Origin of the sequence: Pseudomonas sp. B22129 (assembly GCF_044218875.1) — a bacterium.
GTDB lineage: Bacteria > Pseudomonadota > Gammaproteobacteria > Pseudomonadales > Pseudomonadaceae > Aquipseudomonas.
Window position 1 is genome coordinate 2,598,531 of sequence record NZ_CP162592.1, and the last position, 15,082, is coordinate 2,613,612.

At 59.5% G+C, this 15,082-nt stretch carries 13 protein-coding genes; 7 read left to right on the forward strand and 6 right to left on the reverse strand.

Annotation, left to right across the window (positions count from 1 at the left end; translation table 11 throughout):
• Window positions 1-43: 43 nt before the first annotated feature.
• The 4 genes from leuA to AB4P94_RS11850 all read right to left on the reverse strand — a co-directional run bounded on the left by leuA (window position 44) and on the right by AB4P94_RS11850 (window position 5,254).
• Complete coding sequence (gene leuA, locus AB4P94_RS11835; protein ID WP_395610666.1) at window positions 44-1,723, reverse strand: 2-isopropylmalate synthase; 1,680 nt, start codon at window positions 1,721-1,723, stop codon at window positions 44-46.
• 425 nt (window positions 1,724-2,148) lie between these two features.
• Complete coding sequence (locus tag AB4P94_RS11840) at window positions 2,149-2,970, reverse strand: peptidoglycan DD-metalloendopeptidase family protein (RefSeq protein ID WP_395610667.1); 822 nt, start codon at window positions 2,968-2,970, stop codon at window positions 2,149-2,151.
• Window positions 2,971-2,973: 3 nt separating this feature from the next.
• The gene (gene xseA / locus AB4P94_RS11845) at window positions 2,974-4,353 is read right to left on the reverse strand and encodes an exodeoxyribonuclease VII large subunit (protein ID WP_395610668.1); all 1,380 of its coding nucleotides are present in this window, start codon (window positions 4,351-4,353) and stop codon (window positions 2,974-2,976) included.
• A 10-nt stretch (window positions 4,354-4,363) separates the two neighbouring features.
• Window positions 4,364-5,254 (reverse strand): LysR family transcriptional regulator, encoded by an 891-nt coding sequence (locus AB4P94_RS11850; protein WP_395610669.1) that lies wholly within the window; start codon window positions 5,252-5,254, stop codon window positions 4,364-4,366.
• Between the two features lie 99 nt (window positions 5,255-5,353).
• On the opposite strand from AB4P94_RS11850, the gene AB4P94_RS11855 reads away from it, so the two are divergent.
• The 4 genes from AB4P94_RS11855 (at window position 5,354) to guaA (ending at window position 10,076) form a co-directional block, all read left to right on the forward strand.
• A complete protein-coding gene (locus tag AB4P94_RS11855) occupies window positions 5,354-6,121 on the forward strand; it encodes a sulfite exporter TauE/SafE family protein (RefSeq protein ID WP_395610670.1) in 768 nt (255 codons plus the stop codon).
• 161 nt (window positions 6,122-6,282) lie between these two features.
• Complete coding sequence (locus tag AB4P94_RS11860) at window positions 6,283-6,831, forward strand: hypothetical protein (RefSeq protein ID WP_005791157.1); 549 nt, start codon at window positions 6,283-6,285, stop codon at window positions 6,829-6,831.
• Between the two features lie 104 nt (window positions 6,832-6,935).
• The gene (guaB, locus tag AB4P94_RS11865) at window positions 6,936-8,405 is read left to right on the forward strand and encodes an IMP dehydrogenase (RefSeq protein WP_010207937.1); all 1,470 of its coding nucleotides are present in this window, start codon (window positions 6,936-6,938) and stop codon (window positions 8,403-8,405) included.
• Window positions 8,406-8,498: 93 nt separating this feature from the next.
• Complete coding sequence (gene guaA, locus AB4P94_RS11870) at window positions 8,499-10,076, forward strand: glutamine-hydrolyzing GMP synthase (protein WP_016977685.1); 1,578 nt, start codon at window positions 8,499-8,501, stop codon at window positions 10,074-10,076.
• 136 nt (window positions 10,077-10,212) lie between these two features.
• On the opposite strand, the gene AB4P94_RS11875 is transcribed toward guaA, so the two are convergent.
• On the reverse strand, window positions 10,213-10,428 hold the full coding sequence (locus AB4P94_RS11875) for a hypothetical protein (protein ID WP_395610671.1): 216 nt from the start codon (window positions 10,426-10,428) through the stop codon (window positions 10,213-10,215).
• Here AB4P94_RS11875 and AB4P94_RS11880 point away from each other — a divergent pair.
• Window positions 10,427-11,095, forward strand: coding sequence for a DUF4062 domain-containing protein (locus AB4P94_RS11880; protein ID WP_395610672.1), 669 nt, complete (start codon window positions 10,427-10,429; stop codon window positions 11,093-11,095). The genes AB4P94_RS11875 and AB4P94_RS11880 overlap by 2 nt on opposite strands.
• Window positions 11,092-12,525 carry a Fic family protein gene (locus AB4P94_RS11885; RefSeq protein ID WP_395610673.1) on the forward strand — a complete coding sequence of 478 codons (1,434 nt, stop codon included), beginning with the start codon at window positions 11,092-11,094 and terminating at the stop codon, window positions 12,523-12,525. Before AB4P94_RS11880 ends, AB4P94_RS11885 begins: the two co-directional genes overlap by 4 nt.
• 91 nt (window positions 12,526-12,616) lie before the next feature.
• Here AB4P94_RS11885 and treR read toward each other — a convergent pair whose 3' ends face one another.
• Window positions 12,617-13,321 (reverse strand): trehalose operon repressor, encoded by a 705-nt coding sequence (gene treR, locus AB4P94_RS11890; RefSeq protein WP_395610674.1) that lies wholly within the window; start codon window positions 13,319-13,321, stop codon window positions 12,617-12,619.
• A 254-nt stretch (window positions 13,322-13,575) separates the two neighbouring features.
• Here treR and treP point away from each other — a divergent pair, with 254 nt between their 5' ends.
• The gene (gene treP, locus AB4P94_RS11895; protein ID WP_395610675.1) at window positions 13,576-15,018 is read left to right on the forward strand and encodes a PTS system trehalose-specific EIIBC component; all 1,443 of its coding nucleotides are present in this window, start codon (window positions 13,576-13,578) and stop codon (window positions 15,016-15,018) included.
• Window positions 15,019-15,082: the final 64 nt, after the last annotated feature.

Here is a 15,082-nt window from a genome sequence, read left to right on the forward strand (position 1 = left end):
TGGATTTTCATCCAGGGGCCTTTTGCATTTCTGCGGCAGGCGTTTACGCCGCTTTCGCTTCCTGCTGGCTCAACGAGCGGTTCAGCGCACTGAACAGCGCCTTGAAGCTGGCTGTGGTGATGTTTTCATCAATGCCCACGCCATGCACAGGGCGTTCACCATTCACACGCAGCTCAATGTAAGCAGCGGCTTTGGCATTGGTGCCCGCGCCAATCGCGTGTTCGTTGTAATCCATGATCTCCACACCAATCGGCAGACCCGCCACCAGCGCTTCCAGCGCACCGTTGCCTTTGCCTTTCCAGTGCAGGTTGGTTTCGCCCTGGCCTTTGCCGGAGACTTCTACCTCGACAAAGCTGTTGCCGTTTTCTTCCTGCAGGCGATGGCTGACCAGCGCATACGGGGTGTTGGCTTGCAGGTATTCGCGCTGCAGCAACGCGTAGATCTGTGGTGCCGTCATCTCCAGGCCCACGCGGTCGGTTTCGGCCTGTACCACCTGGCTGAATTCGATCTGCATGCGGCGCGGCAGGCTGATGTCGTATTCCTGCTCCAGCAGGTAGGCGATGCCGCCTTTGCCCGACTGGCTGTTCACACGAATGACGGCCTCGTAGCTGCGGCCAATGTCGGCCGGGTCGATCGGCAGGTACGGCACTTCCCACAGGGCGTCGTCTTTCTGCTGGGCGAAGCCCTTGCGGATCGCGTCCTGGTGGGAGCCGGAGAACGCGGTGTGCACCAGGTCGCCAACGTACGGGTGACGCGGGTGCACCTGGATCTGGTTGCACTCTTCGACGACTTTGCGCACGCCGTCGATGTCTGAGAAGTCCAGTTGCGGGTCGAGACCCTGGGTGTACATGTTCAGGGCCACGGTCACCAGGTCAACGTTACCGGTGCGCTCGCCGTTGCCGAACAGGCAGCCTTCGACACGGTCGGCGCCGGCCATCAGGCCCAGTTCGGTGGCGGCCACGCCGGTGCCACGGTCGTTGTGGGTGTGCAGGCTGATGATCACGCTGTCACGGCGGTTGATATGGCGGCCGAACCATTCGATCTGGTCGGCATAGATGTTCGGCGTGGCGCACTCAACGGTGGCGGGCAGGTTGAGAATCATCTTGTGCGAAGGCGACGGGTTCCACACCTCGATCACCGCGTCACAGACTTCCTTGGCGAACTCCAGCTCGGTCGCGCTGAAGGTTTCCGGGGAGTATTCGAAGGTCCACTGGGTTTCCGGCTGCTGGGCGGCATATTTGACGAACAGCTTGGCCGCGTTCACGGCGATGGCCTTGATGCCCTCTTTGTCCTGGTTGAACACGATGCGGCGGAAGGACGGCGAGGTGGCGTTGTACAGGTGCACGATGGCCTTTTTGGCACCGCGCAGGGATTCGAACGTGCGTGCGATCAAGTCTTCACGGCCCTGGGTCAGCACCTGGATGGTGGTGTCCTCGGGGATGTGGTTGTCTTCGATCAGGGTGCGCACAAAGTCAAAGTCGGTTTGCGAGGCAGCGGGGAACGAGGCTTCGATTTCCTTCACGCCCACGGCGACCAGGGTCTTCCAGAAGCGCAGCTTTTTCGCGGCGTCCATCGGCTCGATCAGCGACTGGTTGCCATCACGCAGATCAGAGCTGCACCAGATCGGCGCTTCGGTAATGGTCTTCGACGGCCAGGTGCGGTCCGGGATATCAATGGTCGGGAACGCGCGGTACTTCGAAGACGGGTCTTTGAGCATGCTCATCGGAAAATCCTTTGTTGTAGGGCCGAGAAGAGGCGGCCTGCCAGAAAGCGTTTATTAGGGATAAAGCGGAAGACGAGGCGGATCGATTCAGCCTGGCAGTCGTGCGCTGACGAGGCACAGGCTGCGGTGCTGGCGGAGCTGAATGAGGGTGTGAGAGGTTTTCATAAGCTCAACCCTAACCGCCGGGGTGAAAGATGGCAAGCAGTCGAGAAAAATTGAGATAAGTTTTGCTGTGTGCGCAAGGGGCGAGATTTTATTGCTTTATTTAAGGTTTTATCGTGTTTTGTTTGCGTGGCATTTGTCAGCTGCGCAATAGCGTCGACTGGCCTGGCGTCATTGCAGGCAAGCCAGCTCCCCCAGTAAAGGGTGTTCCAATGTGGGAGCCGGGCTTGCCCGCGATGGCGCCAGTAGCCTCACCCTTCCTATCAGGGCTGGAAAGCACCAATGAAGATCGCCGGGTCGACCCGCGCGTCATTGAGGCTGATGTTCCAGTGCATGTGGGGTCCGGTCGCGCGGCCCGTCGAGCCGACCTTGCCCACCACTGCGCCGCGCGGCAGCTGATCGCCGACTTTTACGTCGATCTTCGACATATGGCAGAACATGCTGATAAAGCCCTGGCCATGATCGACAAACACGGTATTGCCATTAAAGAAGTAGTTGCCGGTCAGGATCACCTTGCCTGCTGCCGGGGTCTTGATCGGCGTGCCGGCGCCGACTGCGAAGTCCAGGCCTGAATGCGGGTTGCGCTCCTCGCCATTAAAGAAACGGCGTACGCCAAACTTGCTCGACAGTGGCCCGTTGACCGGTTTGTCCAGCAGCAGGTTACTCGGTGTGTTCGGGCTGAAGCTGCGGTAGGCCTTTAGCTGCACGGCCAGTTCGCCCTCGATGCGTTTGAGCTGCGCGGGGTCCGGGTTCACCTGGCTTTTGTTCTTCAGGGTGATGTGCTGTTCGGGGTATTTCTTGAAGCCCACCACGAACGGCAAGTTCTGCCCGCCGCTGACGACGCGTTCAGTGCCGGGTTTGACCGTCAGGGGGATGCCGACGATCGCCAGCCAGTTGTTCTGTTCCTTCACCACCAGTACCGGCCGGTTCAAGTAAGTGGCCTTGGGTGATGTCGCCGAAGTGCCGAGGTCGACCACGGCCACACCGCCCGGTACGGGCTTGTTCAGCAAGCGCGTGATGTAGCTGTCGGCGTGGGCGTTGAAGGTTAGGCAAACGAGCATCAACAGGCTGAGAAAACGTGGCATCGATCAGTCCAGTAACGAAAGGGTGACGGGTGTCAGGTGGTTGTCTTCCACCCGTACCTGCAATTGGCCTTCACCGAGGCGCGCGGTCAGGCGCTGGCCGGTGTGGGTTTGCGCGGCAGTGCGGATCGCCTGGCCGCGCTCGTCCAGCAAGATGCTGTAACCACGACCGAGGGTCGCCAGCGGGCTGACCACGTGCAGCGTCTGCACCTGGCTTTGCAGTTGCAGGCGCCGTGCCTTGAGGCCTTCGCGCATGGCGCGGGGCAGGCGTTCGGCGAGGCTGTCCAGGCGTTGGCGCAGCAGGGCCAGCTGGCGCCCCGGGTGTTGGCCGGCGAGGCGTGTTTCCAGGCGAATCAGGCGTTCGCGGCGGGTATTCAGGCTGCGCTCGAAAGCACGGCGCAAGCGCATGTCCAGGTCATCCAGGCGCTGGGCTTGCTGGCGCAGGCGTTCGCCGGGGTGACGCAGGCGGCGGGCCATGCCTTCAAGGCGCAAGCGGTCGTGGGCGAGGCGGTTGCGCATCAGCATGACCAGGCGGCGATGCAGGTTTTCAACCTGGCGCACCAGGTGGCTGGCGTCTGGCGCGAGCAATTCAGCGGCTGCGGAGGGCGTCGGGGCACGCACGTCGGCCACGAAGTCGCTGATGGACACATCGGTCTCATGGCCGACGGCGCTGACAATCGGCGTGACGCAAGCGTCAATCGCGCGGGCTACGGCTTCTTCGTTGAAACACCAGAGGTCTTCCAGCGAACCGCCGCCACGGGCCAGGATCAGTGCATCAAAGCCACGCGCATCCGCCAGTTTCAGCGCGCGCACAATCTGGGAAATGGCTTCGCGGCCTTGCACGGCGGTCGGGATCAGTGTGAGTTCTACGTTAGGCGCCCGGCGCCGGAACACGCTGATAATGTCGCGAATCACCGCGCCGGTCGGCGAGCTGATGATGCCAATGCGCCGAGGGTGCGCCGGCAGCGGCACTTTGCGCTCGGCACTGAACAGGCCTTCGGCGCTGAGCTTTTCCTTCAGCGCATCAAAGGCCAGGCGCAGCGCGCCATCACCGGCGGGCTCTACGGTGTCGAGGATCAGTTGGTAGTCACCACGGCCCTCAAACAGCGAGACCTTGCCGCGCACCTTCACCGCCAAGCCGTCTTTCAACGCCTGGCGAACCCGCGCGGCATTGTTGCGAAACAGCGCGCAACGCACTTGGGCGCCGCTGTCCTTAAGGGTGAAATACACATGGCCGGAAGCCGGGCGGGCGAGGTTGGAGATCTCGCCTTCGACCCAGATATTGGTGAATACGTCTTCCAGCAACACCCGCGCGCGGCCGTTGAGTTGGCTGACAGTCAGGACTTCGCGGTCCAGGTTCAGGCGGGCAAACGGATCTTTAATCATGGGCGGCAGTTTATAGGCATTCGTGCAGGGTTTGGCAGAATTGCTCGACCAACGCGTTCGGCGCCTGCGCGCAGGCCAAGGCCACGGTGCTGAGGCAGTCCGGGTCGGCCAGGGGCAAGAAGTGCACGCTGGCAGGGGCAATGTCCCTCATGGATTTTGGTAACAAGGCAATACCGAAGCCGGCCTGGATCAACTGCAACTGGGTGGTCTTGCGCGACATCACCCGCGCGGCCTTGGGGAAAAAGCCTGCGCGCATGCACAGCTCGGCTGACAGATAACTCAGGCCGCCGCGCTGGGGGTGAGGGATTGAAATAAACGCTTCGTCCTTAAGCTGCTCCAGTTCGATGGGGGTATTACTGCGCGCCAGTGCATGGTTGGGCGGCACGGCCAGCAGCAATGGTTCATTGTATAAAGGCACGATCCGCACACCTTCGCACTGGCGCAACACGGGCAGGCGCAGCACGCCGACTTCCAGACGGCCGTCGGCGATTTCCTCCAGCTGCGCCTCGGAGGAGAGTTTGACGATGTCCATCGAGACGCCCGGGCAGCGCTCCAGCCAGGCGCTGATGCCTTGCAATAACGGGCCGCTCATCGGCACGGTGCTCGAATGGCTCAGGCGCAGCGTGCCCAGTTCGCCATTGCCGACTTGTGTTGCCATCTCGCTGGCCTTGAGCAACTCATTCAGAAGGTTACGTGCCCGTGGGTAGAACGCTTCGCCGGCTGCCGTCAACCGGGGCTGGCGTGCGGTGCGTTCAAACAACGGGGTTTGCAGTTGGTTTTCCAGTTCCTTGATCTGCCGGCTCAACGCCGACTGCGCGACAAACAGGCGCTCGGCGGCGGCGCTGAAGCTGCCGCTGTCGGCGATTTCGACGAAGTAACGCAGTTGGCGGGTAGAAATCACGCGTCATGCCTTTTCGAGATGGGTGGCGAACTTTGAAGATATTAGTCGCAACACTCGTCGATGGCTAAAGTGAGGGGCATCTCTTTCAAGGAATAAGCCATGAGCCCGGTTGAGCTGATGAGCCAGTGGTCGTTTGGTGGTGTGCAGTGGCTGGTGATCGGCGCAGCGGTCGTCGTGGCCTATGTCGTGTTCGGCATCGCCGGGTTTGGTACGGCGCTGGTGGCGGGGCCGATCCTTATTGTGTTTATGCCGCTGGCGAAGATCATCCCGCTGCTGGTGTTGCTGGATTTTGTGGCGGCGTTCGGCAACCTGCTGCAATCGCGCAAGGAGGTGAATAAACCGGAATTGCTGCGGTTGCTGCCGTGCATGGCGGTGGGTTGCACGCTGGGCGTGGTGTTTTTGCTCCGCTTGCATTCGGACGTGTTGCTGCTCTTGATGGGCCTGTTTATCAGTGCCTATGCGATTTACAGCTTGTCGGTGAAAGCCCGCCCCGCGCAGCTGCCCAAGGGCTGGGCGATTCCGATGGGTACGGTCGGCGGGCTGTTTGGTGCGCTGTTCGGCAGTGGCGGCTTCCTCTACGCGATCTATCTGAATAGCCGCCTGCCCAAGGACGCGGCGCGCGCCACCCAGAGTGCGTTGATCAGTTGCAGCACGGTGGTGCGCCTGAGTTTGTTTCTGATCGCCGGGGTGTATGCGGATTTGCCGTTGTTGATGTTGGCACTGTGCCTGTTGCCGGCGATGGCCGTGGGGCTTTGGTGTGGGCGCAGGCTGACGATGCGCATGTCCCGCGAGGCGTTTGTGCGGTGGGTGACCTGGCTGGTGCTGGCGAGCGGCATTGCATTGATCGGGCGGTATTTGAGTACTTGACCTGTGTGGGGCAGGGATTAAGCTGCCAGCCTTCAGGGCCTCTTCGCCGGCAAGCCCGCTCCCACATTCGACCGCATTTCTCCTATGGGAATGCGGTCACCTGTGGGAGCGGGCTTGCCCGCGAAGGCGTCAGATGACACACCGCAGGACTCTAAGGCCTCATGAACTCCCAAAGCATCCTTGTCCCGAAAATCTCCACTTTGCCCGTCCACGAACCCCGCGCCCGGGCGATCGTGCGCTGGCTGGTGCGCAAGAACATCATCAAGGAAGAGCTGACCACCTGCGGGCGCACCGGCAACCGCATGGGCTACGCCTTGGCTGATGGCGCTCGCGCCGTGGTGTTGCACCCCGAGGCGCTGCCGTTCAACGAGCCGGTCAACGGCCTGGAGATCATCTACAAACGCTGCATCTATACGCCGGCCAAAGGCTTTCTCGAAGAAGCCGGTTGCCCGGAGTGCCTTAAAGAAGTCGGCGAGGCGCTGTTCGAAAGCCTGGAAGACTGGATGCCCGGCCATACCGATAACTTCACCTGCCCGTTGTGTGGGCATGAGGACGACATCAACGGGTTTCTGTTCCTGCAGGAGTGCGGGTTTTCCAACCTGGGGTTCATCTTCAACAACTGGGCGGAAGCGGGGTTCAAGCAGAGCTTTATCGACGAATTTGCCGATTGGCTGGACCAGAAGATGAGCTGGGTCAAAGTCGAGCTTTAACCCATCTATCTGTATTCCCAAATATGTCAGAGTTTTACATTGAACCCGAGGGGGTGTCTGACTATAATGGCGCGCTTCCATTTTCCCGCTCGGGAGCCCCCGCGATGCTGCGTATCAGCCAAGAAGCTCTGACATTCGACGACATTCTCCTAGTGCCCGGTTATTCCGAGGTGCTTCCTAACGAAGTCAGTCTCAAGACCCGCCTAACCCGTGGCATCGAGCTGAATATTCCCCTTGTTTCCGCTGCCATGGACACCGTCACTGAAGCCCGACTGGCCATCGCCATGGCTCAGGAAGGCGGCATTGGCATCATCCACAAGAACATGACCATCGAGCAGCAAGCTGCCGAAGTGCGCAAGGTCAAGCGTTACGAAGCCGGTGTGGTGAAAGATCCCATCACCATCGAGGCCGACGCCACCGTGCGTGACCTGTTCGACCTGACCCGCCTGCACAACATCTCCGGTGTTCCTGTGCTGCACGATGGCGACCTGGTCGGCATCGTCACGTCCCGTGACGTGCGTTTCGAAAACCGTCTTGAAGTGACCGTCCGTGAAGTGATGACGCCCAAAGAGCGCCTGGTCACTGTCAAGGAAGGCGCCGACAAGAACGATGTGCGCGAATTGCTGCACAAGCACCGCATCGAGCGCGTGCTGATCGTCGACGATAAATTTGCCCTTAAAGGCATGATGACCGTCAACGACATCGAAAAAGCCAAGGCTTACCCGCTGGCCAGCAAGGATGACCAAGGTCGTCTGCGTGTTGGCGCGGCGGTCGGCACCGGTAAAGACACCGGTGACCGTGTTTCGGCGCTGGTCGCTGCCGGCGTTGACGTGGTGGTGGTCGACACCGCCCACGGTCACTCCAAAGGCGTGATCGACCGCGTGCGTTGGGTCAAACAGAATTTCCCTGAAGTGCAAGTGATCGGCGGCAACATCGCCACCGGCGCTGCCGCCAAGGCCCTGGCCGAAGCGGGCGCGGATGCGGTCAAGGTCGGTATCGGCCCGGGCTCGATCTGCACCACCCGTATCGTCGCCGGTGTCGGCGTGCCGCAAATCAGCGCCATCGCCAACGTCGCCGCTGCCCTTGAAGGCACGGGCGTTCCGTTGATCGCCGACGGCGGCATCCGTTTCTCCGGTGACCTGTCCAAGGCCATCGTAGCCGGTGCCTCCTGCGTGATGATGGGTTCGATGTTCGCCGGTACCGAAGAAGCACCGGGCGAGATCGAACTGTTCCAGGGCCGTTCGTACAAGGCTTACCGCGGCATGGGTTCGCTGGGCGCCATGTCCCAGGCGCAAGGCTCTTCCGACCGTTACTTCCAGGACTCCTCGGCAGGCGCCGAGAAGCTCGTCCCGGAAGGCATCGAAGGCCGTGTGCCGTACAAAGGCACCCTGAGCGCGATCATCCATCAACTGATGGGCGGCCTGCGCTCCTCGATGGGCTACACCGGCAGCGCCGACATCGAAGAAATGCGCACCAAGCCTGAGTTCGTGCGGATCACCGGCGCCGGCATGGCTGAGTCCCATGTCCACGACGTGCAGATCACCAAGGAAGCGCCAAACTACCGCGTAGGTTGAGGCTTCCAGCAAAACGTTAAGTAACCGGGGCTGTTTTCAGCCCCGAGTTGTTTCTGATTTTCTTCACCGAATTGCATAGACGAGACTGACCCCATGGCCCTCGACATTCACGCCCACCGCATCCTGATCCTCGACTTCGGTTCCCAGTACACCCAGCTGATCGCGCGCCGCGTGCGCGAAATCGGCGTGTACTGCGAACTGCATCCGTTCGACATGGACGACGAAGCGATTCGCGAATTCGCACCCAAAGGCGTCATCCTCGCCGGTGGCCCCGAGTCCGTGCACGAAGCCAACAGCCCGCGCTGCCCGCAAGCCGTATTTGACCTGGGCGTGCCCGTCTTCGGTATCTGCTACGGCATGCAGACCATGGCCGAGCAACTGGGCGGCAAGGTTGAAGGTTCCGAGCTGCGTGAATTCGGTTATGCCCGTGTCGACGTGGTCGGCAAGAGCCGCCTGCTGGACGGCATCGAAGACCACGTCGACGCCGACGGCCTGTTCGGCCTCGACGTGTGGATGAGCCACGGTGACAAGGTCACCAAGATGCCGGAAGACTTCCACATCCTGGCCAGCACCCCGAGCTGCCCGATCGCTGGCATGTTCAGCGACGAGCGTCGTTACTACGGCGTGCAGTTCCACCCGGAAGTGACCCACACCAAACAAGGCGGCCGCATCCTGTCGCGCTTCATCCTCGATATCTGCGAGTGTGAAGCTCTGTGGACCCCGTCGAAGATCGCTGAAGACGCCATCGCCCAAGTCCGTGCCCAAGTCGGCACCGACAACGTGCTGCTCGGCCTGTCCGGCGGCGTTGACTCCTCCGTGGTAGCTGCCCTGCTGCACAAAGCCATCGGCGACCAACTGACCTGCGTCTTCGTCGACAACGGTCTGCTGCGCCTGCACGAAGGCGAGCAGGTGATGGCCATGTTCGCCGAGAACATGGGCGTCAAGGTGATCCGCGCCAACGCCGAGGACCAGTTCCTCAACAACCTGGCCGGCGAGTCCGACCCAGAGAAGAAGCGCAAGATCATCGGCCGCACCTTCATCGACGTCTTCGATGCCCAGTCCAACAAACTGGACAACATCAAGTACCTCGCCCAGGGCACCATCTACCCGGACGTGATCGAGTCGGCTGGCGCCAAGAGCGGCAAGGCCCACGTGATCAAGTCCCACCACAACGTGGGTGGCTTGCCTGAGGAAATGAACCTCAAGCTGGTAGAACCGCTGCGCGAACTGTTCAAGGACGAAGTCCGCCGTCTGGGCCTGGAACTCGGCCTGCCGTACGACATGGTCTACCGCCACCCATTCCCGGGCCCGGGCCTGGGCGTGCGCATCCTCGGTGAAGTGAAAAAGGAATACGCCGACCTGCTGCGTCGCGCCGACCACATCTTCATCGAAGAACTGCGCAAAGCCGACTGGTACCACAAAGTCAGCCAGGCCTTCGTAGTGTTCCAGCCGGTGAAATCGGTTGGCGTGGTAGGCGATGGCCGTCGTTACGCCTGGGTTGTTGCACTGCGTGCGGTGGAAACCATCGACTTCATGACTGCGCGTTGGGCACACCTGCCGTACGAACTGCTGGAAACTGTCAGCGGCCGTATCATCAATGAAATCGAAGGCATTTCGCGCGTGACGTATGACGTGTCGAGCAAGCCGCCGGCGACGATTGAGTGGGAGTGATTGGGCGCCCGGCATTGTCCGGCACCCTTTAGCAAGAAATGCCCTGGAGCCCGCGTAATTGCGGGCTTCTTGGTTTTTTGGTTATCACTATTTGACAAGTTTCGGCATCACCAGGCCCCTTCTGGTAGTGTTGATCTCAACGCTGTACCGATGCCGAAAAACCTATGAAACGCGCTCGCGCATGCATGGCATGATTATCTGATTTGTTGTTGACGCGTAAGGCTTTGGTTGTGAGTTTTTGTGGGATTTCAAAGGCTGATATTTTGACGGAGAAATGGAAGAGTCCATGTTTATCGATACCAGGCTGCGCAAACTGAAGTCGAGGGAAGAAAACTTTAAGGTGAGCGATCATGGCTAGGCCCCCCACCATTCTAGTGTCATCTACTGTCTACGGCATTGAAGACTTGCTGAACCGTATTTATATGGAGCTCAAGGCCTTCGGCTATGAGGTGTGGATGTCACACCGGGGCACGATTCCGGTACGGTCGGATCGCACGGCTTTCGAAAACTGCCTTGCGGCGGTTCAAGAGTGCGATTTTTTTCTGGGTCTTATTACGACTGATTACGGCTCGGGGCGTGATGGTTCGGACCTGTCTATCACTCATCAAGAGCTGCAGCTGGCAATCGCGTGCAAGAAACCTCGGTGGGTGTTGGCGCATCAAAACGTAGTGTTTGCTCGCCGTTTCCTGCGCGAGCTGGGTTACACGAATGCGAAGGAGCGTGCCGAGGGCCTGAGCTTGAAAAAGGGGGCGAAAGCGTTGGCCGATTTGCGTGTCATCGATATGTACGAGGAAGCCATTCTCGATACCAAGCCGTTGGAGGAGCGGCACGGTAATTGGGTGCAGGAATATGATACGGACGAACAGGTCTTATTGTTTGCCTCGGCCCAGTTTTCTCGTGTTCAAGAGGTTGAGCTTTTTCTGAAAGAGAACCTTAGTGATCCCGCTGCGGTGGCGGCAGCGGCAGCGGCAGCGGCAGCTCAGGCTCAGGCTCAGGCACGAGACGGAGTACAGCCATGAAGCCGGAAGAGTTGGCCCGCATACTGGCACTGGGCGAGGGCAATACTATTGAGTTCAAGACCAAAGCCGATGCCAAGGTTGTTGGGCAACATGTTTGCGCTTTTTTGAACTCGGGTGGCGGGTATTTGGTGATAGGTGTTGATGCCAACAATAATCCGGTTGGCGTGAGGGAGGATCTGGGCGAAGTTGCCTTGCGCAAGCTTGAGCAGCAAGTTGCCCAGTATCTGTCTCCGAAGGCATTGGTGTCGTTCGAGGCGCAACACATTGCGGGCAAGACGATATGGGTGGTTGAAGTCCCTGCTGGTCAGGACATTCCCTATAGCTTTCGCGATGAAGCATTTATTCGAGAGGGCGAGATTACTCGCCGGGCTGATATCGCAACCCTGCGTGACATGATCATGCGTCGTGAGGTAGAGCCTGAACGGTGGGAGCGTCGCTTCTCAAGTGCGGATCTACACGATGATCTGAATGAAAACGAAATCAGGCGTGCGGCTGAGCAAGGTGAGCGTATCCATCACAGCGAATTGTGGGGGTATGCCCCAGAGCGAACGCTTGAGTATTTGGGATTGGTGAAATATGGACGGCTGACGAATGGTGGCGATGTCCTGTTCACAAACAATCCGGCGCGGCGTTACCCCCAAATACGGGTGCGCTGTGCAGCATTCTCTACTGATAAAACTGATGACACTTACCATGACTTCAAAAGTTTTGAGGGGCCGCTGGTTTCGGTGTTAGAGCAGGTATTTGCCTTCATCCGTCGCAGCACCTCCAGCCGTACCCAATTCGGAACTCACCCTTTGAAAAGGGAAGATCAAGGAATCTACCCGGATTCTGCTCTGCGTGAGGCGCTTGTGAATGCTTTTGCGCACCGAGATTACGCGGACTTCCGGGGTGGCATCAAAGTGCAGGTATTTCCTCACCGAGTAGAAATCTGGAACTCTGGCTCCTTGCCTGAAGGGGTAACGCCAGATGGTCTTGCGAACGGCCAGATCTCCGTTTTGCGGAACCCGGACATAGCCCATGTTCTCTATCTTCAAGGCCTCATGGAAAAGCTCGGGCGTGGCGGGATGCTGATCAGCCAAGCGTTTGCGGAGCAGGGGTTTCCCCCTCCTGAATGGCGAAGTGATGTTAGCGGTGTAACGTTAACGCTGCGCACCCCGGAAGTGACCCCGGAAGTGGCCCCGGAAGTCACCCCGGAAGTCACCCCGGAAGTTATCAAGCTTGTCCAGGTCCTTGAGGGGGATGTATCGCGCAGAGAACTTCAGCAAATTCTCGAACTCAAGGATGATGAGCATTTTCGCAAAGGCTACTTGCGGCCTGCGTTGGCCGCAGGTGTGGTCGAGATGACATTGCCTGACAAACCCAACAGCAGTAAACAGCGCTACCGGCTCACCGATATAGGCTTGAGTTTACAAAGGCAGAATAGATAGCCCCGTGCTGAGTAGTGAGGTTGCACTATCAATTTAAGGGGGGATTTTGGCCCTGAAGCCTTAGTCTCCCCTGCATTCTCGCGCTCAGATTTCAGCGCCGCGCAATATCCGAAAAGTAAAACTTATCCAACGTATGCCGCGACTCGGTGTACTCGAACTGCCGCCCGTCCTGCAAAAACGTCTGGTTGCTCACCACGATCACATGGCTTTGCCCATCCAGGTCCAGATGTGCCTGGTCGTCCTTGCTGCGAGGCAGGGCTTCGATGGTGCGTTGGGCGTAGGCGATTTGCAGCTGCAACGTCTGTTCGATAAACGCGTAGATCGACTGTTCGGCAATCGAACGGTCCAGGCCCGGGATCACGTCGGCGACGAAGTGGTTGATGTCGAGGATCACGCGTTTGCCGCCGATGTGGCGTATGCGTTTGATGCGGGTGATCAGTGTGCCGGGCTCGGCTTCGATGTGTTGCAGCAGTGAGCCTTCCAGCGGGATCTGGCTGAATTCGACCACTTCGGTGCGGATGTCATCGCCCAGATCAGCGTGGGTTTCGTGGAAGCTGACGATGCCGCCCAGTTGGAATTCAATCGGGTTGGGCGACAGCACGAACGTGCCCTTGCCGTGGATTTTTTGCGCGAAACCACGTTCCTGCAACTGCTCGATGGCGCGGCGCACAGTGCCACGGCTGGCCTGGTAGGCGTCCATCAATTCGGTTTCGGAGGGAAGGCGCGTACCGCGTTGCAGGCGTTCAGTGGTGATGCTGGCAAGCAGATCCGTATAGATCTGGTTGTATTTGCTCATGGGGATGGCTCTGTGCCCGACGTGATGAAGGTGAACGGCGCGTTCACGGCAGGAACCTTAGTGGCACAGGTGGGGTTTGTCCATTAGACCCTTGGATATCTGTGGCTTACAGCGATGTTCGGGGCCCTGACGAATAAACATTTTTAAACTCGTCTGTACGAGTTGTTGCTTTAACTCGTACAGACGAGTACTTTTGCCCTCGGCGTGCTGCCAATGACTGCCCCCCAATAAAAAAAACCAAGTGGAAACCAAGCATGAGCCACGACTATTCGAACATTGCCCGCGAGATTCTCGAGAACCTCGGGGGCAGCGACAACCTTGAGCAAGCTGCCCACTGCGTGACCCGCCTGCGCCTGGCGCTCAAGGACCCGAGCCTGGTCAACAGCAGCGCGCTGAACCAGGTCGATCTGGTCAAGGGCTCTTTCTTTACCGGCGGCCTGTTCCAGATCGTGATCGGCCCCGGCGAAGTGGAAAAGGTCTACGCTGCCCTGCGCGAGCAGACTGGCCTCGCCGCCGCGACCATCGCTGATGTGAAGAAGAAGGGCGCCGACAAAACCAACGCCATGCAGCGTCTGGTGCGTGTGTTCTCCGATGTGTTCATGCCGATCCTGCCCGCGCTGATCATCGCCGGCCTGTTGATGGGCGTGAACAACCTGATGGGCGCCAAGGGCATGTTCATCGAGGGCAAGACGCTGCTGGAGGCCTATCCGAACCTGGATGGCCTGTGGAGCCTGATCAACCTCATGGCCAACACCTCGTTTGTGTTTCTGCCGGCGCTGGTGGGCTGGTCGGCGGCCAAGCGTTTTGGCGGCAGTGAAATCCTTGGCATCGTGCTTGGCCTGATGCTCGTGCACCCGGACCTGCTCAATGCCTGGAACTACGGCAAGGCCGTGGCCGGTCTGGACGGCCAGAGCCTGCCGTACTTCGACATTTTCGGTTGGTTCAAGATTGAAAAAGTGGGCTACCAAGGGCAGATCCTGCCGATCCTGATGGCCGCGTACGTGATGAGCGTGATCGAAAAATGGCTGCGGGCTCGCGTGCCGAATGCGATTCAACTGCTCGTTGTGCCGATCACTACCATCGTCGTCACCGGCGTGCTGGCCCTGGCGATCATTGGCCCGGTGACCCGTCACCTTGGCATTCTGATCACCGAAGGCGTGGTCACTCTATTCGATTTGGCGCCGATGCTCGGCGGCGCGATTTTCGGCCTGCTGTACGCACCGCTGGTGATCACCGGCATGCACCACATGTTCCTCGCGGTGGACCTGCAGCTTATTTCTACGCAGGGCGGCACCTTTATCTGGCCGATGATCGTGATGTCCAACCTCGCCCAAGGCAGCGCGGCGCTTGGCGTGTTCTACATGACCCGCAACGCGCGGGACAAAAGCATGGCCTCGACCTCGGCGATCTCCGCGTATTTCGGCATCACCGAACCGGCCATGTTCGGCGTCAACCTGCGCTTCAAATTCCCCTTCTATTCCGCGCTGCTGGGCTCGGCGCTGGGCAGCATTTTCCTGTCGATGAACAAGGTCCAGGCATCGGCCATCGGCGTCGGCGGCTTGCCCGGGTTTATCTCGATCATTCCGCAATACATCCCAAGCTTTGTGATCGGGATGGTCATCGCGATGGTCGTGCCGTTTGTTTTGACCTGTGCGTTGAGCATGAAGATCGTGCGGCCCGGGTATCGCGTCGCCTGAACCACCGTCTTCGCGAGCAAGCCCGCTCCCACATTTGAAATGCGTTCCCTGTGGGAGCGGGCTT

What these genes read in the sequence shown, in the direction of transcription:
- treP (WP_395610675.1), top strand. Translation starts at nt 13,576, where the DNA reads ATGAGCCACGACTATTCGAACATTGCCCGCGAGATTCTCGAGAACCTC.
- AB4P94_RS11880 (WP_395610672.1), top strand. Translation starts at nt 10,427, where the DNA reads ATGGCTAGGCCCCCCACCATTCTAGTGTCATCTACTGTCTACGGCATT.
- AB4P94_RS11885 (WP_395610673.1), top strand. Translation starts at nt 11,092, where the DNA reads ATGAAGCCGGAAGAGTTGGCCCGCATACTGGCACTGGGCGAGGGCAAT.
- AB4P94_RS11855 (WP_395610670.1), top strand. Translation starts at nt 5,354, where the DNA reads ATGAGCCCGGTTGAGCTGATGAGCCAGTGGTCGTTTGGTGGTGTGCAG.
- AB4P94_RS11860 (WP_005791157.1), top strand. Translation starts at nt 6,283, where the DNA reads ATGAACTCCCAAAGCATCCTTGTCCCGAAAATCTCCACTTTGCCCGTC.
- AB4P94_RS11875 (WP_395610671.1), bottom strand. Translation starts at nt 10,428, where the DNA reads ATGATCGCTCACCTTAAAGTTTTCTTCCCTCGACTTCAGTTTGCGCAG.
- guaA (WP_016977685.1), top strand. Translation starts at nt 8,499, where the DNA reads ATGGCCCTCGACATTCACGCCCACCGCATCCTGATCCTCGACTTCGGT.
- guaB (WP_010207937.1), top strand. Translation starts at nt 6,936, where the DNA reads ATGCTGCGTATCAGCCAAGAAGCTCTGACATTCGACGACATTCTCCTA.
- leuA (WP_395610666.1), bottom strand. Translation starts at nt 1,723, where the DNA reads ATGAGCATGCTCAAAGACCCGTCTTCGAAGTACCGCGCGTTCCCGACC.
- AB4P94_RS11840 (WP_395610667.1), bottom strand. Translation starts at nt 2,970, where the DNA reads ATGCCACGTTTTCTCAGCCTGTTGATGCTCGTTTGCCTAACCTTCAAC.
- xseA (WP_395610668.1), bottom strand. Translation starts at nt 4,353, where the DNA reads ATGATTAAAGATCCGTTTGCCCGCCTGAACCTGGACCGCGAAGTCCTG.
- treR (WP_395610674.1), bottom strand. Translation starts at nt 13,321, where the DNA reads ATGAGCAAATACAACCAGATCTATACGGATCTGCTTGCCAGCATCACC.